Source organism: Gluconobacter sp. Dm-44 (genome assembly GCF_018256175.1).
GTDB lineage: Bacteria > Pseudomonadota > Alphaproteobacteria > Acetobacterales > Acetobacteraceae > Gluconobacter > Gluconobacter cadivus.
The window spans coordinates 110,671-135,573 of the sequence record NZ_JAERLZ010000004.1 but is presented as its reverse complement, the minus strand read 5'-3'; the positions used below and the strand labels follow the sequence as shown (position 1 = coordinate 135,573).

18 protein-coding genes are annotated in these 24,903 nt (G+C 61.2%); 13 read left to right on the top strand and 5 right to left on the bottom strand.

Features of this window, described 5'->3' with window-relative positions:
- Window positions 1-10: 10 nt before the first annotated feature.
- From xdhA to JK213_RS07055, 5 genes are all read left to right on the top strand, one after another.
- Window positions 11-1,471, top strand: coding sequence for a xanthine dehydrogenase small subunit (gene xdhA / locus JK213_RS07075; RefSeq protein ID WP_194262683.1), 1,461 nt, complete (start codon window positions 11-13; stop codon window positions 1,469-1,471).
- Entirely contained in the window at window positions 1,464-3,779 is a 2,316-nt protein-coding gene (xdhB, locus tag JK213_RS07070; RefSeq protein WP_194262684.1) for a xanthine dehydrogenase molybdopterin binding subunit, read from the top strand. Before xdhA ends, xdhB begins: the two co-directional genes overlap by 8 nt.
- A gap of 1 nt (window position 3,780) precedes the next feature.
- On the top strand, window positions 3,781-4,701 hold the full coding sequence (gene xdhC, locus JK213_RS07065; RefSeq protein ID WP_194262685.1) for a xanthine dehydrogenase accessory protein XdhC: 921 nt from the start codon (window positions 3,781-3,783) through the stop codon (window positions 4,699-4,701).
- A 49-nt stretch (window positions 4,702-4,750) separates the two neighbouring features.
- Entirely contained in the window at window positions 4,751-6,298 is a 1,548-nt protein-coding gene (locus tag JK213_RS07060; protein WP_194262686.1) for a glucoamylase family protein, read from the top strand.
- Window positions 6,299-6,380: 82 nt separating this feature from the next.
- Entirely contained in the window at window positions 6,381-6,566 is a 186-nt protein-coding gene (locus tag JK213_RS07055) for a YqaE/Pmp3 family membrane protein (protein ID WP_099286269.1), read from the top strand.
- Window positions 6,567-6,634: 68 nt separating this feature from the next.
- Here JK213_RS07055 and JK213_RS07050 read toward each other — a convergent pair whose 3' ends face one another.
- Entirely contained in the window at window positions 6,635-8,041 is a 1,407-nt protein-coding gene (locus tag JK213_RS07050) for a sugar porter family MFS transporter (protein WP_283091827.1), read from the bottom strand.
- A gap of 346 nt (window positions 8,042-8,387) precedes the next feature.
- Between JK213_RS07050 and JK213_RS07045 the strand changes: the two genes are divergently transcribed.
- The 5 genes from JK213_RS07045 (at window position 8,388) to JK213_RS07025 (ending at window position 17,411) form a co-directional block, all read left to right on the top strand.
- Window positions 8,388-12,041 (top strand): PAS domain-containing protein, encoded by a 3,654-nt coding sequence (locus tag JK213_RS07045; protein WP_194262687.1) that lies wholly within the window; start codon window positions 8,388-8,390, stop codon window positions 12,039-12,041.
- Between the two features lie 81 nt (window positions 12,042-12,122).
- A complete protein-coding gene (locus tag JK213_RS07040; protein ID WP_194262688.1) occupies window positions 12,123-12,962 on the top strand; it encodes an aldo/keto reductase in 840 nt (279 codons plus the stop codon).
- A gap of 81 nt (window positions 12,963-13,043) precedes the next feature.
- Window positions 13,044-14,282 (top strand): outer membrane beta-barrel protein, encoded by a 1,239-nt coding sequence (locus tag JK213_RS07035; RefSeq protein ID WP_194262689.1) that lies wholly within the window; start codon window positions 13,044-13,046, stop codon window positions 14,280-14,282.
- Window positions 14,283-14,390: 108 nt separating this feature from the next.
- Complete coding sequence (locus JK213_RS07030) at window positions 14,391-14,867, top strand: flavin reductase family protein (RefSeq protein WP_099286261.1); 477 nt, start codon at window positions 14,391-14,393, stop codon at window positions 14,865-14,867.
- Between the two features lie 189 nt (window positions 14,868-15,056).
- Window positions 15,057-17,411 (top strand): TonB-dependent receptor, encoded by a 2,355-nt coding sequence (locus JK213_RS07025; protein ID WP_408869898.1) that lies wholly within the window; start codon window positions 15,057-15,059, stop codon window positions 17,409-17,411.
- Here the strand turns inward: JK213_RS07025 and JK213_RS07020 are convergent.
- Both JK213_RS07020 and queF read right to left on the bottom strand, forming a co-directional pair.
- Window positions 17,405-18,232 (bottom strand): aminoglycoside N(3)-acetyltransferase, encoded by an 828-nt coding sequence (locus tag JK213_RS07020; protein WP_194262690.1) that lies wholly within the window; start codon window positions 18,230-18,232, stop codon window positions 17,405-17,407. The genes JK213_RS07025 and JK213_RS07020 overlap by 7 nt on opposite strands.
- Window positions 18,233-18,235: 3 nt before the next feature.
- The gene (gene queF / locus JK213_RS07015) at window positions 18,236-18,724 is read right to left on the bottom strand and encodes a preQ(1) synthase (protein ID WP_194262691.1); all 489 of its coding nucleotides are present in this window, start codon (window positions 18,722-18,724) and stop codon (window positions 18,236-18,238) included.
- Window positions 18,725-18,893: 169 nt separating this feature from the next.
- Here queF and typA point away from each other — a divergent pair, with 169 nt between their 5' ends.
- Both typA and JK213_RS07005 read left to right on the top strand, forming a co-directional pair.
- Window positions 18,894-20,714 carry a translational GTPase TypA gene (gene typA / locus JK213_RS07010; RefSeq protein ID WP_099286351.1) on the top strand — a complete coding sequence of 607 codons (1,821 nt, stop codon included), beginning with the start codon at window positions 18,894-18,896 and terminating at the stop codon, window positions 20,712-20,714.
- A 181-nt stretch (window positions 20,715-20,895) separates the two neighbouring features.
- Window positions 20,896-21,267 carry a hypothetical protein gene (locus tag JK213_RS07005; protein ID WP_211571313.1) on the top strand — a complete coding sequence of 124 codons (372 nt, stop codon included), beginning with the start codon at window positions 20,896-20,898 and terminating at the stop codon, window positions 21,265-21,267.
- A gap of 120 nt (window positions 21,268-21,387) precedes the next feature.
- Here the strand turns inward: JK213_RS07005 and JK213_RS07000 are convergent, their stop codons facing one another.
- Window positions 21,388-22,638 (bottom strand): D-amino acid dehydrogenase, encoded by a 1,251-nt coding sequence (locus tag JK213_RS07000; protein WP_099286258.1) that lies wholly within the window; start codon window positions 22,636-22,638, stop codon window positions 21,388-21,390.
- A gap of 86 nt (window positions 22,639-22,724) precedes the next feature.
- The gene (locus tag JK213_RS06995; protein WP_194262692.1) at window positions 22,725-23,747 is read right to left on the bottom strand and encodes an NAD(P)/FAD-dependent oxidoreductase; all 1,023 of its coding nucleotides are present in this window, start codon (window positions 23,745-23,747) and stop codon (window positions 22,725-22,727) included.
- A 41-nt stretch (window positions 23,748-23,788) separates the two neighbouring features.
- Here JK213_RS06995 and JK213_RS06990 point away from each other — a divergent pair, with 41 nt between their 5' ends.
- Entirely contained in the window at window positions 23,789-24,868 is a 1,080-nt protein-coding gene (locus JK213_RS06990; RefSeq protein WP_194262693.1) for a glycosyltransferase family 4 protein, read from the top strand.
- Window positions 24,869-24,903: the final 35 nt, after the last annotated feature.

Here is a 24,903-nt window from a genome sequence, read left to right as displayed (position 1 = left end):
ATTCCGCCCGATGCGCCAGACTGTCCGTTTTTATCTGGGGGAAGACCTCTGCACGCTCAGGGATCTGTCCCCGACGCTGACCCTACTGGACTGGCTGCGCGAGCGTGGCCGGACCGGCACCAAGGAAGGCTGCAATGAAGGCGATTGCGGGGCCTGTACGGTGCTGGTCGTCCGGCTTGAGGACGGGCGGCTGAACTGGCGGGCGGTTAATGCCTGCATTCAGTTCGTCAGCATGCTGGACGGGGCGCAGGTCTATACGATCGAGGATCTCGGTACGGCTGATGCGCCGCATCCCGTGCAGACGGCCATGGTCGAGCAGCATGGCTCGCAATGTGGGTTCTGCACGCCGGGTTTCGTCATGTCGATGGCGGCCTATCGCAAGACCGAAGGGGCTGCGGCTGACGATCAAGCCATTGACGACGCGCTAGCCGGCAATCTGTGCCGCTGCACCGGCTATGCGCCGATCGTGCGGGCGATGAAGCAGGCGATGGCAGCAGGGCCGGACCGTTTTGATGCGCAGGTGGAGGCTATTACCGACCGTCTGACCGCGTTGCAGGACGGCGAGAGCGTGAGGCTTGAAGGGCCGGAGGGCACGCTCAGCATTCCGGCGTCTGCGGATGATCTGGCGGAGATCCTGATGGCCGATCCGGAGGCGACGATTGTTGCAGGGGCCACGGATGTGGGGCTGTGGGTGACGAAGGGGATGCGTCGTCTGAAGCATATCGTGCCGATCGGGCGCGTCCCGGAACTACGGGCTTTGAGCAGAACGCCGGAGGGGCTGCGGATCGGGGCTGCGGCGACGTATCAGGACGCGCGCCCTGCCATTGCGGAGCTACTACCGGATGCGGGGGAAATGATCCGACGTCTGGGCTCCATGCAGGTTCGGAATAGTGCCACGGTGTGTGGGAATATCGCGAATGGCTCCCCGATCGGGGACGGGCCGCCGATGTTCATCGCGGCCAATGCGACGCTGCATCTGCGGCGTGGGGCGGAGCGTCGGTCCATCGCGCTGGAAGACTATTTCATCGCTTACGGAAAGCAGGACCGGCGGCTCGGCGAGTTCGTGGAGGCTCTGACCATTCCTGAGTCCGCGCCGGGTGCGCAGTTCCGGGCCTACAAGATTTCCAAGCGCTTCGATCAGGATATTTCCGCTGTTCTGGGCGCTTTCATGATCGAGACGGACGATCAGGGCTGGATAACCACGGTCCGGCTGGCCTATGGCGGCATGGCGGCCACGCCGAAGCGGGCATCGGGTGCGGAAGCGGCGCTAATGGGGCGGGTCTGGGATGAGGACGCGCTGGACGCTGCACGGGCGGCCATTCTGGAAGATTTCGCCCCGTTGACCGATATGCGGGCGAGTGCCTGGTATCGGCAGACCGTGGCCGCCAATCTGCTGACGCGGTTCTTTGAGGAAACGACAGGAAGCAAACAGGCGCGTCTCGCCCGGACGGGAGGGCTGGCGCATGTCTGATCTCGTTCCGGGCGCTGCGTCCACCAGTATGAAGCACGAAAGCGCGCTGCTGCATGTGACGGGGCAGGCGGCGTATATTGATGATCTGCCGGAGCCGCGCGGCACGCTGCATCTCGTGCCGGGGCTGAGCACGAAGGCCCATGCGCGGATCGTGTCGATGGATCTGGATGCCGTGCGCGCCGCGCCGGGTGTCGTGTGTGTGCTGACGGCGGATGATGTGCCGGGCGAGAACCAGATCAGCCCGGTGCATCGGGAAGACGAACCGCTTCTGGCGACGGATCATGTCCATTTCTGGGGGCAGACGATGTTCGCAGTGGTGGCGACCTCGCGTCAGGCTGCGCGGCAGGCCGTGCGGCTGGCAAAGATCGAATACGAGGAAAAGCCCGCGATCCTGAACATCGCGCAAGCGCGGGAAAATGGCAGCGCGATGGTCTGGCGCTCCCTGACCATGCAGCGCGGGGATGTGGAGCGTGGTCTAAAGACCGCGCCGCGTCGCCTGTTGGGGCAGATCGAGATTGGCGGGCAGGAGCATTTCTATCTGGAAGGGCAGGCCGCGCTTGCCCAGCCCGGAGAGGCAGGGGAGATGCGCGTCTGGTCCTCCACGCAGCATCCGTCCGAAACGCAGCATCTGGTCGCGGCCGTGCTGGGGCGGCCGCATCATCTGGTCACAACGGAAGTGCGACGGATGGGCGGCGCGTTCGGCGGCAAGGAGACTCAGGCCAATGCCTGGGCCTGCCTGGCCGCCATCGCCGCTGACCGGACGGGTCAGGCCGTCAAGGCACGTCTGGACCGTGATGATGACATGATGGCGACGGGAAAGCGGCATGATTTTCTGATTGATTACGATGTCGGCTTCACCGATGAGGGCGACATTCTGGCCGTAGATATGGTTCTGGCCGCGCGATGTGGCTGGGCGGCGGACCTGTCCGGACCGGTGACGGACCGGGCGCTGTTTCACGCCGACAACGCCTATTTCTATCCCGATGTGCGGCTGAAATCCGAGCCTTTGCGGACCAATACGCAGTCCAACACGGCCTATCGCGGGTTTGGCGGGCCGCAGGGGATTGTGGCGGCGGAGCGCGTGATTGAGGAAGTCGCGTTTGCGACCGGTCTTGATCCCGTGGCGGTCCGGCTGCGGAATGTTTATGGAACCGGGACGCGCAATCTCACGCCGTATCATATGACAGTTGAGGACTCGATTACGGCCGAGATCCTGACAAAGCTGGTTGAACGCTGTGATTATCAGGCGCGCAAGGCCGAAATCCGGGCGTTCAACCGCACCAGCCGCATTATCCGGCGCGGCATTGCGCTGACGCCGGTGAAGTTCGGGATTTCCTTCACGGCTACGCATTACAATCAGGCCGGCGCGCTGGTGCATGTCTATACGGACGGCTCGGTTCAGGTGAACCACGGTGGGACAGAAATGGGGCAAGGGCTGCACACCAAGATGGTGCAGATCGTCCTGCGTGAATTCGGTCTGACGGCGGATCGCGTCCGCATTACCGCTACGACGACTGGCAAGGTGCCGAACACGTCCGCCACGGCAGCGTCTTCGGGGGCGGATCTGAACGGCATGGCGGTGCTGGATGCGGTGCGGAAGATCAAGAGCCGGATTATGACATTCGCCGCTGAAAAATGGGGCGTGGCGGCGGAAGATATCCATTTCCGGCCTGATGGTGTTCATGTCGGCGCGGAGGTTATGACCTTCCAGCAGCTTGCTTGGCAGGCTTATTTCGCGCGGGTGTCGCTGTCGTCCAATGGGTTTTACAAGACGCCGAAAATCTCCTGGAACCCCGAGACGGGACGTGGGCGACCGTTCTTTTATTTCGCCTATGGCGCAGCCTGTGCGGAAGTGTCGGTCGATCTGCTGACGGGCGAGCACAACATTGACCGTGTGGATATCCTGCATGATGCCGGGCAGTCCCTGAACCCGGATATCGATATCGGGCAGATTGAAGGCGGCTTCGTGCAGGGCGCAGGCTGGCTGACGACGGAGGAACTGGTCTGGGACGGAGCTGGGCGTCTGCGGACGCATGCACCCAGCACCTACAAGATCCCGGCCTGTTCGGATCGGCCACGGATTTTCAATGTGGAGTTGTTGGAAAACGCGCCCAACCGGGAGGAGACGATTTTCCGTTCCAAGGCCGTGGGAGAGCCGCCTTTCGTGCATGGGGTTGCGGTTTTGCAGGCGATTTCGGACGCCATCGCCAGTTTGGACGACTACCGGACCTGTCCGAAACTGGATGCACCCGCCACGCCGGAGCGGGTTCTGAAAACTCTGATGGCACTGCGGGAAAAGGCTGGCTGACATGCTCGCGGATGTTCTGCGCTGGCGGGCGGAAGGGCAGGAGATGGCGCGTCTGACCGTCATTCGCGCGAAGGGATCGACACCTCGCGAGGAGGGCGCGTTCATGCTCCTGACCCGCACTGAACAGAGCGGTACGATCGGCGGCGGTCGGCTGGAATGGGACTGCATGGCAGAGGCACGAGCGCTTCTCGCGTCGGGCGGAGAGGCGGTTGAGCGCCATATCCCGCTCGGCCCTGCCATCAACCAGTGCTGCGGTGGGGCTGTCACCATCCGAATGGAGCGGGTGGATGATCCTGAGGCTCTTGAGGATGAACTGCGCGCCGACCGGGAAAAACTGCCGCAACTTCTGCTGTTCGGGGCCGGACATGTGGGCCGTGCGCTCGCCCGGTCTCTGGCATTGCTGCCGCTGCGGCTGGTCTGGGTCGATGCGCGGGAGGAGGAGTTCGGGATCGTGCCGTCAGGGGTGGAGGCACGGGTGACAGAACAATGGGAGCCGCTTATGCAGGGGGCTCCTGCCGGATCGGGTGTTCTGGTTCTGACGCAGAGTCATACGCTCGATGCGCTCATCACGGGGGCGGCGCTGGAGCGGGGTGATCTGCGCTATGTCGGCATGATCGGGTCGCGGACCAAGCGTAAACGGTTCGAGAGCGCGTTCCGCCAGATCGACATTCCGCAGGAGCGGATCGACCGTCTGGTCTGTCCGATCGGGGATTTCGGGGTGCGGGACAAGCGCCCGGAGGTGATCGCAACATTCGTGACGGCTGAGATCGCCGCCCGCATGTTGTGTGAGGCAGATTCGCTGCAGGTTTCGGAGAGCGCCATTTCAGATACCAATAATGTTACATCCCCTCGTGATCCTGTCGTGAGGCTTTGCGAAACAAGGGCGGAGTTTCAACACTTTTCGAGTATCACAGAAAGTTGATGTAACGGTGGGTGCGTTGCGGGCGGTCCTTCTGTTTATCCTCCACCGCATGAGCATGCAGAACCGGACGCAGCGGACTTCTGAAGTCCCGTTTTTCTCTCCAGCCGCCGCGACAGGGCAGAGGTGGAAATCCCGGATTTCCCGTTTCTGTCAGGCAGGATTTGCACTGGGTGCATTGAGCCTGACGCTTCAGACCGCTCAGGCGGCCCCGACGGCCAGCACGGCGCTTTCAACAGCCCTCCAGCCCTCCAGCCTTCCGGCTGCGGATGCTGCTTTTGTCGATGATCTGGAAAAGCGCACGTTCAACTGGTTCTGGGAAACCGCCAATCCGAAGAACGGTCTGGTGCCGGACCGTGCACCGCTGCCCAATGGAGCGGCCAGCATTGCCAGCGTTGGTTTCGGGCTAACGGCCTACGGCATTGGCGTGGAGCGTAACTATATCACGCGCCAGCAGGCCGTGGATCGGACGCTGACGACACTGCGCTTTTTAGCCAGTCTGCCGCAGAACGATCATGTTGCGGGCGCTGCGGGCTATAAGGGTTTCTTCTATCATTTCCTTGACCCCAATACCGGTCTGCGGGTTGCGGACTGGTCCGAACTCTCCAGCATCGATACCGCGCTGCTAATGGGGGGCGTGCTGTTCTCGCAGTCCTATTTTGATCGTGATACGCCGCAGGAAAAGGAAATCCGCGATATTGCGGATCATCTGTACCGCCGGATCGACTGGACATGGATGAAGGCCCATGGTCCGTGGCTCAGCATGGGCTGGATGCCGCCGCATACGTTCCTGCCGAGCGACTGGAAGGGCTATAACGAAGGCCTCATCATCTATCTTCAGGCACTGGGTTCGCCGACGCATCCGCTCCCGGCCGAGACCTGGAAGGCCTGGACGGCGACTTATGAGGGCCAGTGGGGCGATTTTCAGGGGCACAAGATGCTGAATTTCGCGCCGATGTTCGGCCATCAGTATAGTGAATCCTGGATCGACTTCCGGGGCGTACAGGATGCGTGGGACCGCGCCCATAACGTCGATTATTTCCAGAATGGCCGTGAAGCCGCCTATGCCCAGCGGGCTTACGCGCAGGCCAATCCGGGCGACTGGAAGGATTATGGCCCCAATATCTGGGGTCTGACGGCCTGTGACGGTCCGGGGGATGCGCAGCAGGTTTATGACGGTAAGAAGCGCCATTATCTGGCCTACAGTGCCCGTGGCGCCGGGCGTGACTATATTCTGGATGATGGCACGATCGCGCCGACGGCTGTGGGCGGGTCCATCGCGTTTGCGCCGGAAATCGCTCTGCCGGCACTCAAGGAAATGCGCGCGCGCTATGGGGACCGGATTTATAACAAATACGGCTTCCTTGATGCGTTCAATCCGTCTTTTGCCGATCAGAAATCCTATTGGGTCGATGGTCAGCAGCTTGGGATCGATCAGGGGCCGATCCTGCTGATGCTGGAAAACTGGCGCAGCGGGCTGGTCTGGAACACCATGAAGAAAAATCCGTATCTGCGGGCCGGTCTGGAGCGCGCTGGGTTTGAAGGCGGGTGGATGCACACCAAAACGGCGTCTTCCAAACCGGTCGGGGCCTCACTCTGACCGTCTGAGGGATCTGGAGTTGCATCTGGCGCGTTTCTCACCGATCACTGCTGATACAGTCTCTTTGTGAAAGGAGCGCACCATGCGTCTCATTCTTGCCCTGCTTCTGCCCTGGCTTCAGTTCTTCACCATTGGCCGTCCGTTTGCCGGTCTGGTGTGTCTGCTGCTTCAGGTGACGATCATTGGCTGGATTCCGGCTGCTATCTGGTCGGTGTATGCGCTGAGCCAGTATAAGACCGATCGCAAGATCGCCGCCTCCCGGGGCTGAAACTCCGGACGCAAAAAAGCCCCCGTTCCATTCGGAACGGGGGCTTTTTTATGGCTGCAACAAAAGCCTCAGCGACCGATATTGCGCAGTTTGATGCCCTGATTGAGGCGGGTCTCGATGGATTCGAGAGAGACACCCTTGGTTTCGGGGACGAAGAACAGCACCAGGAAAATGAACAGCGCATTCAGTCCGGCATAGAGCCAGAAGGTGTTGGCCGATCCCAGTGTGCTCAGCAGCCCGAGGAATGTCGCACCGACGACCATATTTGTGACCCAGTTCGTGACTGTCGAGCAGGTGATACCGAAGTCACGCCCCTGAAGCGGCATCACTTCCGAGCACAGCACCCAGACCAGCGGACCGGCCGAGAATGCGAAGCCGGCGATGAAGCACAGCAGGACTGCAATCGCGAGGTAATGAGACAGGTCTGACGTTCCGACGCTTCCCGACATGATGGCGGCGAGCATGGCCAGTCCGGTTGCCATGATGGCGAAGCCGGTGATCAGCATCTGGCGACGGCCCCAGCTATCCGCAAACGCAATGGCGATGAAGGTCGCAAGCCAGTTGACCACACCAACGATGGCCGTGCCCCACATCTGTCCGCTGGAGCCGAAGCCGACTTCCTGAAAGATGCGCGGGGCGTAGTACATCACGACGTTGATGCCCGTGAGCTGCTGCGCGATCTGGAGGCAGATGCCCAGCGTGACGGCGCGGCGGAAATTTGGGTTTTCAAGGAACATGGCCAGACCGCGCTGACGGTCATGGATCTGTGCGCGGATGTCGCGGATTTCCTGATGGGCATGTTCAGGGTCGTGACGCAGTTCTTTCATGATGGACAGGGCTTCCTCATGGCGTCCCCGCAGCATCAGCCAGCGCGGGCTGTCGGGCAGGAAGAACGAGCCGATCAGGAAGAACACGCCCGGAATGGCCATGATGCCCAGCATCCAGCGCCATGAGCCGCTGTAGGACAGGATGGCATTGGACACGAAAGCCAGCAGGATGCCGAACGTGATCATGAGCTGGTACATCGAAACGAGGCTGCCGCGGCGGCTTTCGTCCGAGACTTCGGAAATGTAGAGCGGTGCGACGAAACTTCCGATGCCGATCGCCAGTCCGAGCATCGCGCGTCCTATGATGAGCGCGGAGACGGACGCTGCCAGCGCGCAGATCAGTCCGCCTGCGACGAACAGGAACGCGCTGAAGATCAGCGCGCGGCGGCGTCCGAAAGCATAGGACATCCGGCCCGCGCCCAGTGCGCCCAGAGCCGCGCCGAACATCATGGATGACACGATCCAGGACTGTTCGAAATCGGAAGCGTGGAATTCGTCACGGATGAAGCCGAGCGCACCGGAGATGACGCCCACGTCCAGCCCGAACATCAGGCCGGCGATCGCGGCCAGAATGACGGCGAACATCATGCGTCCGACCATCGGTGGTCTGGTGGCGGTGGCGGAGGAAGTGAGCACTGTGTCGCTCATGACGGGGGAACTCCGGCGACCCGCAAAGCGGGCCTGTCAGGGAAAAGCAGAAAAAACCGGGGCAGGGGGCCTGTACCGGGATACGAGGGAGAGGGCTATTCTGTGACAGGCACCATGATTCGCCATCTTGAGACTTAAACTATAACACGTAATTGGGAAAATATTCAAAATTATATGTTATAATTATCGGGATTTTCGCTGCCGGTGCAGTTGCGCCACAGTTTTCTCCCGTTCCGTATTTTTCGGCAAGTCCTGCGTTTCGGCATCAGATCGCCTGTTCTGTCATGGAGTGATACAGTTCCCGCAGGAGACGTGCCCGGGTGGGCAGGGCTGAGGGAGTGGGTTGATGGATCGCGTGCAGGAGACGGACCGGGAAACGGAAGCGTTGGTGCTGCAGTCTTCTCCTGCTGGCGGCCGTGCCTCGATTCTGTGCGGTCATCTTCTGGCCCTTGCTGCGGCTGAAGGCGGCGGAGAAGCCGCACTTCTGGTGCGGGATAGTCAGGGCGTGCGGGTTCTGGACGGCGGCGGGAGCGCGATTGCCGCAGAGGGTGCGGCCTGTCTCATGGACGGTCAGTCTCTTGGCGTGTGCACGGTATGTCTTCTTCCGGTGCGGTCCGGCGCTGTGGAGGTCTGGTTGTGTGTACGGCAGAATGCTCCGGCGCTGGAGCATGTCCGGGCCTTGTGTGAGTTGCAGGTGGACGATCTGCTGCGCGAACAGCCTGCTCCCCAAACGCCGGAGGAACATATCACCCGCGAACATGCGACCGTCGAACGGATGCAGCTGCGGATGCAGCGCGTGGCGGAGACGGCGGATGTGGCGTTCTATCGCTGCGATTTTGCGATGCGGATGGTGACGGGAGATGCGCGCTTCGCCGGGCTGTGGGGATTGCCGCCAGAGCGGCTTGCAGTCGGCGTCCCAGTCGATGAACTGCTGGAGTTCCTGCATCCGGATGACCGGTTCATTTATGATGACAGCATTGAGGACGAACTCCGGGACGAAGGCGGCTACGAACTGCGTTTCCGGATTCTGGTACCCTCACGCTTTTCTTACCAGCCTGCACAGTCGTCCGCGGGGGATCATACGGCGCAGGATACGCCCATGCTCCGTCATGTGCTGTTGCGCGGGTGGCGGGAAGACGACAGCCGCCCCGATGGACGGCGCAGCGTCGGTCTGGCGATGGACGTCTCCTCCGCGTCTCTGACCGCCGAAGCCCTGCGATCCAGTGAATCCTTTACCCGGCTGTTGCTATCGAGCCTGCCGGACTGCATCCATATTCTCGACTGCGACGGCTGTATCCGCTTCGTCAACGAAGGGGGCGTCCGCTCTATGGAGATGGACAGTCCGATCATCATGCACGGGCTGCCTTGGGTGGATCTGTGGCGCGGGCAACCGCGTCGGCGGGCAGCTCTGGCGGTGCAGAGCGCTCTTGAGGGCGAAACGGCGCGGTTTCAGGGCTATGCCATGACCATGAAGGGCACGCGCCGCTTCTGGGATGTGGTCGTTACCCCTGTGCTCGGGGAAGACGGGGACGTGCAGCGTCTGCTGGCGATCGGGCGCGATCTGACAGATGCCAACCAATCCGCCGAGCGGCTCCAGCTTGCCCTCGATGCAGGGGCCATCGCCGGGACGTGGATGTGGGATGACAGCACATCGCGGATGATGGGCGATGCCCGGCTGGCTCTGACGCTGGGGCTGGACCCGGCCTGGCTGCGTGAGGGCGTCATGCCCAATGTCATTTACGACGCGGTTGATCCACGGGATAGGTTCGCGGTGGTGCAGGCTGTCACGGCGGCAACGCGGCGGGGCGGAAAATGCCGTTTCGAATTCCGGGCGGAAACGCCCGAAGGGCAGCGCTGGTTTGAGGGCAATGGGCGCTGCGATCTGGGGGAAGAGGGGCGTGTGGCCCGCTTTCCCGGCATTGTGTTCGATATCGACCGGAGCAAGCGTCAGGCTTTGCGACAGGCAGCGCTCGTCGAGCTTGGAGACCAGCTTCGCGCGCTCGACGATACCAGCATGATGGAAGAGGTCGCTGCCCGGATTATCTGCCGGGAACTGAATGCCAGTGGCGCGGGTTACGGCATGGTCAATGACGACGGCACCGGCATGACCGTCGGCGGTATCGCCGAAGCCGGACGTCCGCTTGTGGGCGTGCGGATGTTTGCCGATTATGGGGAATTCCGGTCCGCTCTGGGGCGCGGTGAGCCCGTCGCCATTACCGATGTCCATACGGATGTTCTGACGGCTGGGCATGGCGCACGTTATATGGCCGAGGGGATCGTCGCGTTTCTTGCTATTCCGATTTTCAAGTTCGGGCGCTTTGTGGGGCTGATGTTCGTCTGCCACGACGTGCCGCATGTCTGGACGAATGAGGAAATCGTCTTCACCCGTGCTGTGGCGGACCGCACCCATGCGTCCATGCGTCAGGCCCGGACCCAGCAGCAGATCCGGGACCTCAACGTCATGCTCGAAGAGCGGATCCTGCAACGGACCCGCGAGCGCGATCGGCTGTGGAACATCGCAAAAGATCTGTTCGTCATCATTGACCGTCACGGCTATTACGTTGCGGTCAGCCCAAGCTGGGAAGAGATGCAGGGCTACAGAATGGACGAACTGGCCGGGCTGCGGCTGGATGCGCTGTGTCACCCTGATGACAAGCGGACCGTCCGGGACACATTTGCGCGTCTTATGGAAGGCACGCCCTGGCCGGCGGCGGGTCTGGATGTGCGGATGCGGCGGCATGACGGCTCCTGGCGGACCTATAACTGGAGCTGCAATGACGAAGGCGACGCGATCTATGCGGTCGGGCGGGATCTGACCCGCCGTAACGAACTGGAGGAACAGCTTCGTCAGGCCCAGAAGATGGAGGCGGTTGGCCAGCTGACGGGCGGTCTGGCGCATGATTTCAACAATCTTCTGGCCGGAATCGGCGGGGGACTGGAACTTCTGGGGCTGCGGATTGCACAGGGGCGGACGGACGGTCTGGGGCGTTACATTACGGCCTCGCAGGAGGCGGTCCGGCGCGCGGCGTCGCTGACCCATCGTCTGCTGGCTTTCTCGCGGCGTCAGACCCTCGATCCGAGCCCGACGGACATGAATGTGCTGGTTCAGGGGTTGGAAAGCCTGCTTCGTGGGACGGTCGGGCCAGGCATAGATCTTGTTCTGGATCTTCAGTCGGATCTGTGGCGGACGCGGGTGGATGCCAATCAGCTTGAAAACGCGATCCTTAATCTGTGCATCAATGCCCGCGATGCCATGCACGAGCAGGGAAGCACGCTGCGGGTAAAGAGTGCCAACTGGATTCTGGGCCGGACACGCTCTGTCGAAACGGCGATCCCGCCGGGCGACTATGTGGTTCTGACGGTGCAGGATGAAGGCTGTGGGATGTCGCCCGAGGTCGTCCAGCGTGCTTTCGATCCGTTTTTCACGACCAAGCCACAGGGGGCGGGAACCGGGCTGGGGCTGAGCATGATCTACGGCTTTACCCAGCAATCGGGCGGAAAGGTGGAGATCCGTTCTGCTCCGGGGCAGGGAACCGCCGTGTCCCTCTGGCTGCCGCGTTATGAGGGGCAGGAGACTTTGCGTCCGGAGCCTCCTCCGTTGCCTTCGGCGCCGCAACCCCGTCTTCTGGAAGGATTGCGCGTGCTCGTCGTGGATGACGAGGAGGCGGTGCGGATGATCGTGACGGATATGGTGGCGGATCTGGGCGGCATCGTGCAGGGCGCCTGCGATGGGCCGTCCGCGAAGGCGCTCGTGGCGGAAGGCGCGCCGCCTTCGCTTCTCATCAGCGACATCGGGATGCCGGGGGGCATGAACGGTCGCGAACTGGGCGAGCAGATGCTGGCGCGATGGCCGTCGCTCAAAGTGCTGTTCATCACGGGGTATGCCGAGCAGAACATCATCGGAAATCAGTCACTTGCCGCTGGATGTGCGCTTCTGGTCAAGCCCTTCACGGTCGAGACGTTCAATCGCAAACTGGCCCTTCTGCTCAACGGAGACTGAACCGTCCGTCCAGAGCCTGCGTTGAAAAGCCAGCACCCCACGCGCTGATGATTTTTCTTTAAGTCCTGCAAGGAGGCAGACATGTCGTCACAGGTTCCATCCGCCGACGCCCAGACGGTTATTTCCTTTCACGATGGCAACACCATGCCCCAGATCGGTCTGGGTGTCTGGCAGACGCCCCCGGATGAGACGGCGGAGATCGTTCGGGAAGCTGTGAAGCTCGGGTATCGCTCTGTCGATACGGCGCGGCTTTACAAGAATGAAGCCGGGGTCGGCGAAGGTCTGGAAGACCATCCCGAAATTTTCCTCACGACCAAGGTGTGGAATGACGAGCAGGGTTACGACAATGCGCTGCGGGCTTATGAAGAAAGCGCGCGTCTGCTGCGTCGTCCGGTGCTGGACCTGTATCTGATCCACTGGCCGATGCCGGATCAGGGACAGTATGTCGAGACGTGGAAGGCGCTGGTCGAGCTGAAAAAATCCGGTCGGGTGAAGTCCATTGGTGTGTCCAATTTCGAGCCGGAACATCTGGAGCGAATCATCGATGCGACGGGCGTGGTGCCGGTTGTCAACCAGATTGAACTCCATCCCGATTTCCAGCAGCGCGCTCTGCGGGAATTTCACGAAAAGCACAATATCCGTACCGAAGCCTGGCGTCCGCTGGGCAAGGGACGTGTGCTGAGTGATGAGCGGATCGGGGCGATTGCTGAAAAACACGGACGGACTCCGGCTCAGGTCGTGATCCGCTGGCATTTGCAAAACGGGCTGATCGTGATTCCCAAATCCGTCAATCCGAAGCGTCTGGCGGAAAATCTGGATGTGTTCGGCTTTGTGCTGGACGGCGACGACATGCAGGCCATCGGGGGAATGGATCGTGCGGATGGCCGGATGGGCGCAGACCCGAAAACGGCGAAATTCTGAGAAATATTCCTCTTTAGCAACATTAAGTAAAAAATCGGGCCTGTGCTATGGGCTGCCTCATGCAACCGGAAGGTGGATGGCATGAGGCAGCGTTTGGGCCTGGGTTTGAGAGTGGTTTTTGCGGTTCTGCTGGCAGGCGCGCAGGCGCGTGCCGCGGAGACGCAGGACAAGGCGTGGACGGATCGGTGGTTTTCCGATGTGTCCTTCGGCGCGCAGATCGAAGGCGGCGTCATGGGTAGTTCGAGCCATCCCGCCAGCAATCTCAATTTCGGCCAGCTTCTCTCGCCCTATGCCGATCAGGCCACGCTGAACCAGCTGACTTTCACGTTCACGAAACCCGTCGACCCGATCGGGGATGGGTATGGGCTGGGGATGAATCTGCGGATGCTCTATGGCTCCGATGCTCGGAGTTACACGATCGCGGGTGTGTCCGACCGCTGGATCAATGGCCGCTATCAGGCCATGCCGGCCTTTGCCAATGTCGCGTTGCATATGCCGTGGTTTACGAGCCGGGGGCTGGATGGGCAGATCGGGATTCTGACGTCGCCCATGGGCGTGGAGACGCTCGATCCTTCGACGCGCGCCTTCTATACGCTGGCGTATACGACCGAATATTCCACGCCGTTCGAGCATGTGGGAGGCATGTTCCAGCTTCATCTGGACAAGCATTTCGATCTTCAGTTTGGCGTGGACACCGGCAACCAGACGTCCTTCGGGCGGGGGGATAACAATGACCGCCCCGCCGGATATCTGGGTGTGACGGGCAATGATCTGGCGGACGGTCATCTGTCCTTCACCTATCTGTTGAGGGTCGGGCCAGAAGATGCCGTGCGTGCTCTGGGGCCGAGGGCCAACGGGGCCATGCGGTACTGGAACGATCTGAACGGGACTTGGACGTTTTCGAAAACATGGAGCGCCACCGTCGAGGTGAACCAGCTTCATGACGAAGGGCTGCGTGCCGATACATGGAGCGCGGTGGTGTGGGGCGGGTGGCACATTCATCCGAACCTGACCGTCAATGCGCGGGCCGAGCTATATCGGGACAATACCGGCAGTTTCGTTGCGAGTTTTGCCGAGAATGAAGGCTATGCACAGGCTCTGCTTGGCAATCCGACACGGTCTGTGTCTGCTCCCGCCACGACCTATGGCGCGTTGACGCTCAACACTGTCTGGCGGCCGGATGTGGGGCATCACATCAAGCTGCTCCAGTTTCGGCCGGAGTTGCGTTTTGACCGTTCTCTCAACGGCACGCGCCCGTTCGATGACCAGCACCATATGGGCCGCATTCTGTTCGGGGCGGATATGACTTTGGGGTTTTGAAAGGATAATCCGGGCTCTGCCCGGACCCGGCAGGGATCTTGATCCCTGCACCCTGTTCGTTTCTGGAGGGGAGGTGCGCTGCGCGTCGGATTATGGCAAGGAGTCTGCATGACGACTCCGAACGACACCGATTTCCGCAAGGCCATGTCCCATTTCGCCACGGGTGTGGCTGTGGTGACGGCCAAAGGCAGCGAAGGCGAGCAGGGTGCAACTATCAGCGCCCTGACCTCCGTGTCCCTTGATCCGCTTCTGCTGCTGATCTGTCTCAACCGTGCCAGCGCGACCTATCGCGCGATTGCGGAAGCCGGCACGTTCGGCCTCAGCATTCTGGGCAACGACCACAAGGACGTGGCGATGCTCTTCGCCAGCCGCACAGGCGACAAGTTCGGCTCCGACGTGATCGAACGCTCGGCAGACGGAACGGCCTTTGTTCGGGATTCGCTGGTGAAGATGCACTGCGAACTGGTCGAAACATTCCAGGGCGGTACGCATGCGCTATTCATGGCGCGTCCTGTTTCACTTGAGCTCGACGAAAACCGCGCACCTTTGCTGTATTTTCAGGGACAGCTCGGCATTACGCTCTGACGTCTGCAAAATTCTGAAGAGACCTGACAGGCTCTCCATCTTCTGTATGCGGGGTGGAGAGCCTGATGTGTTTTGGGAGGGTTTTTGATCCGGGAGAATGTTTTTTTAAAAACTTATTGCGAATGATTCTTATTTCTAATATTTGCCTCTGCAACATAACGAGACATGTCCGTAACCAAGAGGCATTCAATGACCGGTTCGCTGCGCACGCACATTACTTCATTATCAGTTGCGGGAACGCTGCTGATGTCATCACAGGGTTATGCGGCGGACCCCGTTAAAAAAGACGAAAAACCGGACCCTAAGGCACCTTCCACAGCAAAATCCCTGGATAAGACCCAGAGTCTTGAAGGCGCGGATGCAGAATATCTGACGGTGCAGGGGCATGGTTTCAACACCATGCATGACTCCACCGGCCTGTCGCGGATGCCGCAGGATGTGATGCATACGCCGCAGAACATCAACGTGGTGCCACAGGCTCTGATGCAACAGCAGAATGTGAAATCCCTTGATGAGGCGCTGCGGAACGTTCCGGGTGTCACGACGTCCATCGGTGAGGGCGCGGGTGGCATGAACGGCGATCAGTTCCTGATCCGTGGTTTTCAGGCGCAGAACGACATCTATGAAGACGGACTGCGGGATTTCGGCGTTTATTCGCGCGATGCGTTCAATTTCGAGACCGTTTCGGTCATCAAGGGGCCGTCTTCCGAAGTGTTCGGGAATGGGACGACGGGTGGGGCGATCAACATGGTCACCAAAACGCCCGGTCTGAAAAACCATTACAACGCTGAGTTTTCCGGCGGGTCTGGCAGCTATTATCGCGGGACGCTGGACGTCAATCAGAAGATCAACGATTCAACGGCCTTCCGCGTCACGGGCATGGGCGACGAACACAATATCGTCGGGCGTGACAATCTCTATTCCCATCGCTGGGGCATCGCGCCGTCGCTGGCTTTTGGTATCGGCAAGAGAACGACGCTGGTTCTGCAATACATGCACCAGCAGGAAAATTCGATTCCGGATTTCGGTGTGCCGGTCGTGACGAAGCCGGGCGCGGCTTATGGTCAGCCCATCACGGAATATGGCATCCGCCGCAGCAACTGGTACGGCACGGACAATGACCAGAACGCAACGAACGCCAACATGGAAACGGCCCGTTTCAGCTTCAAGCTGAACAAACACATCACGTTCTATGATGATCTGCGCGGCGGCGAATATTACCGGACGTTCGCGGCCTCCAAGGCGACCTGCGATACGACCTGCGTGAACAACTATTTCAGCGGCGATCCGTCCAAGGCGCTTGTGGCGCGCTCGGGGCCGGTCGGTGCGGGGGCTGGGACGGGGCCTGGGACGTATATGGCACCGCTGCCGTATCAGCAGACGAGCTGGTCTGTGCAGAACGTTGGCTCGATGGTTGCGGATTTCCATACGGGGTTCCTGCGCCATCAGATCGTCGCAGGTTTTGACATCGAGCGCGTCAATGACGTGCGGTCGCAGTCGACCTATCTGAAGCCGAAGCCCTATGCGAACCTCGTCAATCCCAATCCGCATGTCGGAAATCTGGATCTGGTGCCGGGCGATATGAATCCGGGTGGACTTGTCTCGCTGGGGTCTCTCGGCGCGAAGTCACACAGCAACGGATACGGGTTCGACACCGGGCTGTTCCTGTTCGACCAGATCTGGTTCACGAACTGGCTGTCCCTCAAGGGCGGGTTCCGCTGGGACCGCTGGCAGACGAGCTACAACATGACGGGTGGGAATGTTGCGAAGAACCCCGACCAGCATTTCCATGATGTGAGCGGGGTGTTTAACCCCAATGCCAGCCTCGTTCTGACGCCGGATTCGCATCAGACCTATTATTTCACATGGGCCAATTCCACGACGCCGATGGGCATGTATGTGACCAACGGCTCCGTGCCCATCCGTCCTGGTACCAACTCGTTCGCCAGCCCGGAAAAGGCGCAGCTTTATGAACTCGGCGCTAAGTACAGCATCCTGCACGACCGGTTGGGCGTGACGGCGTCGCTGTTCCGGCTGGACAAGGGCAATGCGCTGAATGCCGATCCGGTAACGGGCGAAATCACGGGATCGTCCGACAAACAGCGTAATCAGGGGCTCGAACTGTCCGTTGGTGGTATTATTCTGCCGGGTTGGAACGTGTCTGCCACCTACGCCCTGTATGACAGCAGCACCACCTACTCCGCCACGAAGGCCAATCGTGGAAAGAACGTGCAGTATGTGCCGCATAATCAGGCAACGCTGTGGTCGGCCTATAACGCCTTCGCAGGCAAGCCTTACAACGTGACGTTTGGCGGCGGCCTGACATGGCGTGAGCATGTGTGGCTGGATGCTGCCAACAAGTTCCGTGCTCCGGCCAATCTGGATTTCAGCGCCATGATTTCACACCGCTTCAACCAGCATTGGAAGGTAGCGATGAACGGCTATAATCTGGCGAACCGCCTGAATTACCAGAGCCTGTTCTCCAACCGCGCCACGCCGTCTGCCGGACGCATGTTCCTTGGCGAGATCAGCGCGTCTTACTGATCGCTCTGCGGCGGCTGTTCCTGTCTGCTCCAGTCCTGCACGGCCATGCAAATGGCCGGGGCGAGCGGGAACAGGCGTGAGGCCGCCGAACCGATATGCCCGTGGCGGAGCAGGCTGTTTCCGTCGAGCCTTGCGCCAAAAGGTTCGAACCGCTCCGTCTGCGTCTCGGGGAGGCTGATGCGGATCCAGCGCCGCTCCCCGTTTGCCGTGATGCAGGTTCCGTCCTGAAATTTTGGTCCGTCAGGATCGGCAAGGCGCTCGGCCAGATGCAGCGCCGTACAGGTGTCCCAGCCCGTCCCGATCATCAAAATCTGTGCATTATGATCCGACAAGGCAGCAAGCGGGGAGCGGATGCCGAACGGATCGTCCATCGGCTGATTCGCCAGAATATCCGCTGACAGCGGCCCCACAGCGGTGAAGGAAACCTGCGGATGGGCGCTGCGCTGCACGCCGGGCCATGTCCGGAAAATTTCGGCAATCTGCCCCATGCCCCGCGTCGGCGTCAGATGCGGATCATAGGGAGGCATGGTCGTGCGGATCGTCTCCCACCAGCTTTCCGGCACCGGCGGGTCACACCAACCTGCCGGGTCGCTCAGTTCGCAGGATTGCGCAGGCATGACGATCGTGCCGTCCGGACCGACCGCCTGCAGCAGGCTTTCGATAACCGTCCGCGCCCCCCCGCAGACCCAGCCGATCCGGCTCAGGGATGTGTGAACTAGCAGCGTCATTCCCGGCAGGATGCCGAGGCGTTGCAGATCCACCACCAGCCGCGCCTGCGTCACAGGGCCGTTGGAGCGGGCGATGGCGGCGGCTTCGGTCACGCTTCAGCCGCGACCGCGATAACCCGGCACGTCCTGCGCGGGAATCCACACGCCCTTCGGCGGCTCGCCCGTCTGCCAGAAGACGTCGATGGGGATGCCGCCGCGCGGATACCAGTACGCCCCGATCCGCAGCCATTGCGGATCGAGCAGCGCCACCAGACGCTCGGCAATGGCGATGGAGCAGTCTTCATGGAACGCGCCATGATTGCGGAAGCTGGTCAGGAAGAGTTTGAGAGACTTGCTCTCCACGATCCATTCGCCGGGGATGTAGTCGATGACGATATGCGCGAAGTCCGGCTGTCCCGTGACGGGGCAGAGCGAAGTGAACTCGGGGGCTGTGAAGCGCACCACATACTGCCGTCCCTGATGCGGGGAGGGGACGCGCTCGAGAATGGCTTCCTCGGGACTCTGCGGCGTCGTGGTGGCGCGGCCGAGCTGGCTGAGGGCGTCGGTTCCGGGGGCGGAGGGACCAGTGGGCTGGTGGTTGGACATGGTCTGAGTTCCTCAAAGGGACGGTGTTTTGTGAGATGTGGCCCAGCTTTCCCGCAGGCTCAAGGCATCTTCAGGACGAAAAGACGGTGACAGAGTTTGCATATTGGCGGGATTCGGTGCAGAAGACGGCGCAAATCCTCTCTTCGATGCCTCCCGTCTGGAAGACCACATGGAACTCCGTAATATCGCCATCATCGCGCACGTCGATCATGGCAAGACCACGCTGGTTGACGCGCTTCTCAAACAGTCCGGCTCTTTCCGCGACAATCAGCATGTTGCTGATCGTGCGATGGACAGCAACGACCTCGAACGCGAGCGTGGCATCACCATTCTCGCCAAGTGCACGTCCGTTGTGTGGAAAGAAACCCGCATCAACATCATCGATACCCCGGGCCACGCCGATTTCGGCGGTGAGGTCGAGCGTATCCTGAGCATGGTGGATGGCGCGATCATCCTCGTCGATGCTGCTGAAGGCGCGCTGCCGCAGACCAAGTTCGTGCTTGGCAAGGCGCTGGCCCGTGGCATCCGTCCGATCGTCGTCGTCAACAAGATTGACCGTTCCGATGCCCGTCCGGACGAAGTGCACGAAGAGATCTTCGATCTGTTCGCCTCCCTCGGCGCCGACGAGCACCAGCTCGACTTCCCGATGCTCTACGCTTCGGGCCGTCAGGGCTGGGCCGATCTGGAGTTGGACGGACCGAAGAAGGACCTCGCTCCGCTGTTCGACCTCGTGCTGCGCCATGTGCCGCAGCCGAACGTGGACAAGGACGCGCCGTTCGGAATGGTCTCCACCATTCTCGAGAGCGATAACTTCCTGGGCCGTATCCTGACGGGTCGTATCGATCAGGGCCGTGCGAAGGTGAACATGCCGGTGCGCGTGCTGCGTCCGGATGGCACGATCGTTGAAACCGGTCGTCTGACGAAGCTGCTGTCCTTCCGTGGCCTCGATCGCGTGCCTGTGGAAGAAGCCGAAGCCGGTGACATCGTGGCCGTGGCCGGTCTGTCCGAAGCGACGATTCCCGACACGATTGCCGACCCATCCATCAACGAGCCGCTGCCGTCGCGTCCTGTCGATCCGCCGACCCTGTCCATGACCTTCCGCATCAACGATGGCCCGCTGGGTGGTCGTGAAGGCAAGAAGGTGACGTCGCGCCAGATCCGTGACCGTCTCTTCAAGGAAACCGAAGGCAACGTGGCCATCAAGGTGACGGAAAGCCCGGAAAGTGAAGCCTTCGAAGTCGCCGGTCGTGGCGAACTTCAGCTCGGCGTTCTGATCGAGACGATGCGTCGTGAAGGCTTCGAGCTGACGATCGGCCGTCCGCGCGTTCTGTTCCGTGAAAACGAAGAGACCGGCGAGCGCGAAGAGCCGTTCGAAGAAGTTCTGGTGGACGTGGACGAGCCGTATTCGGGCGTTGTCGTTGAGAAAATGTCGCTCCGTAAGGGCGTCATGCAGGATATGCGTCCGTCCGGTGGCGGAAAGGTTCGTCTGACGTTCCTGATCCCGTCGCGCGGCCTGATCGGCTATCACGGCGAGTTCCTGACCGACACGCGCGGTACGGGCCTCATGAACCGTCTGTTCCACGGCTATCTGCCGTATGTGGGCACGATTGAAGGCCGCCGTAACGGCTCGCTGATTTCGGCTGAAGACGGTACGACGACGCAGTACGCGCTGTTCTCCCTTCAGGATCGCGGCACGATGTTCGTCGATGCTGGCGAGAAGATCTACATGGGCATGATCCTTGGCGAGCATTCCCGTGAGAACGATCTCGACATCAACGCGGTCCGCGAAAAGAAGCTGACCAACATGCGCGCTTCCGGCAAGGACGAAGCTCTGCTTCTGACGCCGCCGCGCCGCATGAGCCTTGAGCAGGCCATCGCCTATATCGAAGACGATGAGCTGGTTGAAGTGACGCCGTCTGCCATCCGGATCCGCAAGCTGCATCTGGACCCGCATGATCGCAAGCGCGCCACGAAGTCTCGCGCAAGCTAAATCGTCTCTTTCAGGACGGGGTTTCAAGAAAAAGGCGTGTTCCGTTTGTTCGGGACACGCCTTTTTCTATGGGCGATGAGGGACTTTGTCTGAATTGAGGCGTATTCGCACGTTACACGCGCAAGAGACTGAAATTTCATAAAGTTAATGCGCGACCGTATGGCGCGGGAATGATAACGTTATGGATGAGACCACTTCAGACCGTCTGAATGTGATCGGTCTTTATTCTGTTATGGAGCCTCGTTTCCAGATGCGCCTTTTCAATCTGTCCCTGATCGCCGCCGTTTCTGCTCTGGCTCTGACGGCCGCTCCGGCATTCGCCGATCCTGCTACGACGGCAGCACCTGCTGCACCTGCCGCTGAAGCTCAGACTGCCCCGGCTCCCGCAGTTGCTGCCCCGGCCGCTCCCGCTGAAGCTGCTCCGGCTGCCGAAGCCGAGACGCCTAAGAAGAAGCATTCCGGCAAGAAGCACCACCACAAGCACAAGCACCACAAGAAGACGTCCGCTGCGACGGATGCCGCGCCGACTGAAGACGCTGCACCGTCCAACTAAGTATCTTCTGCGGTTCTTTTGAAGACCTGCGGAAAGCAAAAAGGGGGTCTGCTCATGGCAGACCCCTTTTTTTGTGTTCTGGAGCGTCCGTAAACCGTGCTGGCTTACGGACGGAACGTATCAGTAGCGGTCGAGCGACAGATCGAGCGACGGAATGGCGGTCTGACGGCCGGAGATCTGGTCCGCGACGATCTGGCCGGAGCCTGCGGTCATAGTCCAGCCCAGCGTGCCGTGGCCGGTGTTGAGCCACAGATTGCCGTAACGCGGGGAAGGGCCAACGATCGGCGTGCCGTCCGGCGTGCAGGGGCGCAGGCCGGTCCAGTATTTCGCGGACGACAGGTCCCCGCCGCCATACATTTCGCTGAAGGACAGTTCCAGCGTCTCGCGACGATCCGGGCTGAGGCGCAGGTTGAAGCCGTTCAGCTCTGCCGTGCCGCCGATGCGGATGCGATCCCCCAGACGCGTGATGGCGACCTTGTACGTCTCGTCATTGACGGTCGAGACGGGGGCGCGGCTTTCGTCCGTGATCGGCATGGTCAGGGAGTAGCCCTTGACCGGATAGATCGGCAGACGCAGTTCCAGCGGCTTGAGGAAGCGCGGAGAATAGCTGCCGAGCGCCAGAACATAGCGGTCCGCCGTCATGCGGCCTGCGCTGGTGCGGATGCTGACGATGGCGTCGCTGGCGGCTTCCAGAGCCTCGATCGTGACGCCGAGATGGAACTTCACACCTTTTTCCTCGGCCATCTTGGCCAGACGGCGCGTAAAGAGATGGGCATCGCCCGTCTGGTCGCCCGGCAGAAGCAGACCGGCCTTGAGCAGGTGTCGGGCATGGGCGAGGCCGGGCTCGCGGGCGAGAATCTCGTCCACGGTCAGCAGCTTGTGCTCGACGCCGCTTTCCGCCAGCAGGCGCATATCTTCAGCGGCGTATTCGACCTGACTGTCCGTGCGGAAAAGCTGGATCAGGCCTTTCTGGGCGCCGTCATAGGTGATGCCGGTCTCGGCGCGCAGGGCGTCCAGACGGTCGCGGGCATATTCCGCAATCCGCAGCATCCGGCCCTTGTTGATGTCATAGGCCTTTTCCGTGCAATTCATGAGCAGTTCGCCCATGAAGCGGAACATGGCCGTATCGAAGCGCGGGCGCACGACGAGCGGGCTGTGCTTCTCGAACATCCATTTGGCGGCCTTGAGCGGCAGGCCCGGCATGGCCCAGGGGGTTGAATAGCCGGGAGAAACCTGTCCTGCATTCGCAAAAGACGTCTCCAGACCCACACCCGGCTGGCGGTCGATCACTTCGACTTCATGGCCTTCCTGAGCGAGATACCAGGCCGTTGTAACGCCGATCACTCCGGCGCCCATGACGATGACTTTCATATCTGTCCTGCTGTGTTGTCGTCTGTAGAACCGCCCTGAACTGACCGTGATCGGCTCAGCGCCACGAAAAATGCTGCCCCGTTGCGTTAGCCCGGAACGCCCTTGCTGGTCGAATATTCGAAGTGGAGGGCCGTGTCGGGATGAACGATGGCATGAATGGCATGAGCTGCCATGGCGCCTTCGGAGAAGCCCTGAAGGATCAGCTTCAGCTTGCCCGGATAGGTCGCCACGTCCCCGATCGCGAAAATGCCCGGCGTGCTGCTTTCCAGCGTGGCCGGGGTGACGGGGACGGTGTTGCGATGCGTGTCCAGCCCCCAAAGCGCAATCGGCCCCAGATCGGTGGACAGGCCATAGAACGGCAGAAGCGCATCGGCTTCGATATGGCGTGATGCACCTTCAAGGGTGGTGACTTCCACGCTCGAAAGCACGCCGTCCGTGCCGTGCAGGGCATGGAGTTGATAGGGCACAACCTTCTCGATCTTCCCGGCCTCAATCTGCTGTTCGATACGAGACAGTGTCTCGGGGGCGCCACGGAATCGGTCCCGGCGATGTAGCAGATAGATTTTCTCGGCGACATCGGAGAGGGACAGCGCCCAGTCCAGCGCGGAATCGCCGCCGCCTGCGACCACGACGCGCTTGCCTGTGAAATCGGCGCGTTTCTTGACGTAATACTGCACCGCGCCTGTGCGCTCATAGGCTTCGAGCCCGTCGAGCGGCGGACGGTTCGGCCCGAACGCACCAGCACCGGCGGCGATGATGACGGCCTTGGCACGGATAATGTCGCCGCGTGCGGTTTTCAGCGTGAAGTCTCCGCGGTGCCCTTCCAGCGTTTCGACCCGCGAACCCAACAGGCGGGGCACGTCGAACGGGGCGATCTGCTGTTCGAGGGCCTCGATCAGGGCGCCGCCTTCGATGGCGGGATGGGCCGGAATGTCGTAGATCGGTTTTTCCGGATAGAGCGCCGCACATTGTCCGCCGACACTGTCGAGGGCGTCGATCAGGACGCAGGACAGTTTGAGCATGCCACATTCGAACGCGGCAAAGAGGGCGGTCGGACCGGCGCCGACAATTGCGACATCGGTGTTGAGGGTGTGGGGTGCAGTCGTCATGATCTGTTTCATAATCGGTTTGAAGGGCTTGGGGTAGGGCATTGAACGTACGATATACGTTTGTAATTCAGGACCTGAAGGGCCTCGGCGGGACCGAGCGTTCAGCCTGTGCCGTCATGAACGGACTGGTCCGTCAGGGGTGCGACGTGCGGGTGGTGGAACTGGTCGGCGCGGGCGTTCCGGCCTTTCCCCTGTCTCCTGACATTTCCCTGACCGCGCTGTTCGACCGACCGGTAAAGATTTTCAATTCGTGGTTCCGGATCGTCTGGCGCCTGTCGCGTTTCCTGAAACAGGAGAAGATCGACACGCTGGTGGTCGTGGAGTCCACCCATGCGCTTTACGGCGTGGCTGCTGCGAAGCTGGCGGGTGTGCGCTGCGTGGTGTGGGAGCATTTCAACTTCAACGTGACGCTCAATCGCCGCAAGCGTGTCTGGGGACGGCAGATTGCCGCGCGCTGGGCCGATGATGTGGTTGTTCTGACGCAGCGGGACATAGCGTTGTGGCGAGAGGGGACGACGGTTCGTGCTCGGCTGACGGCTATTCCGAACATGGCGCCTCCTGTGACGGATAGCCCCTATCCACCAGACTCCCGGCTGGTTCTGGCGGCGGGACGACTGACAGAGCAGAAGGGTTATGACCTGTTGCTGCGGGCTTGGCGGATCGTCGAGCAGGACCCGGCGAGCGCAGGCTGGACTCTCTTGATCCGGGGGGATGGGCCGGACCGGGACGCTCTGCTGCAACAGGCGGAAGGATTGCATCGTATGACGATTGCGCCTGCAACCGGGAGCATTGATGCCGACTACGCCCGTGCCGCCCTGTTCGTGGCCTCTTCGCGTTATGAGGGGTTGCCGATGGTGCTGCTTGAGGCCCTGTCGGCGGGGGTGCCGGTGGTGGCGTTCGACTGCGAGACGGGGCCTGCGGAAATCGTGCGCGACGGCGAGACCGGATTGCTCGTCCCGCCGGAAGAGCCGGAGGCCCTGGCCGTTGCCCTGTTGGAGTTGATGCGCGCGCCCGAACAGCGTCAGGCCATGTCGGTCGCCTCCCGGCTGCGGGCCGCCGCGTTTCAGGAAGAGGCCGTCATGGCGCGGTGGATGGATCTTCTTCGGAACGGTGGTCGCTGAACGGGCTCCGAACGCCCTTGCTGGCACCGGGCAGT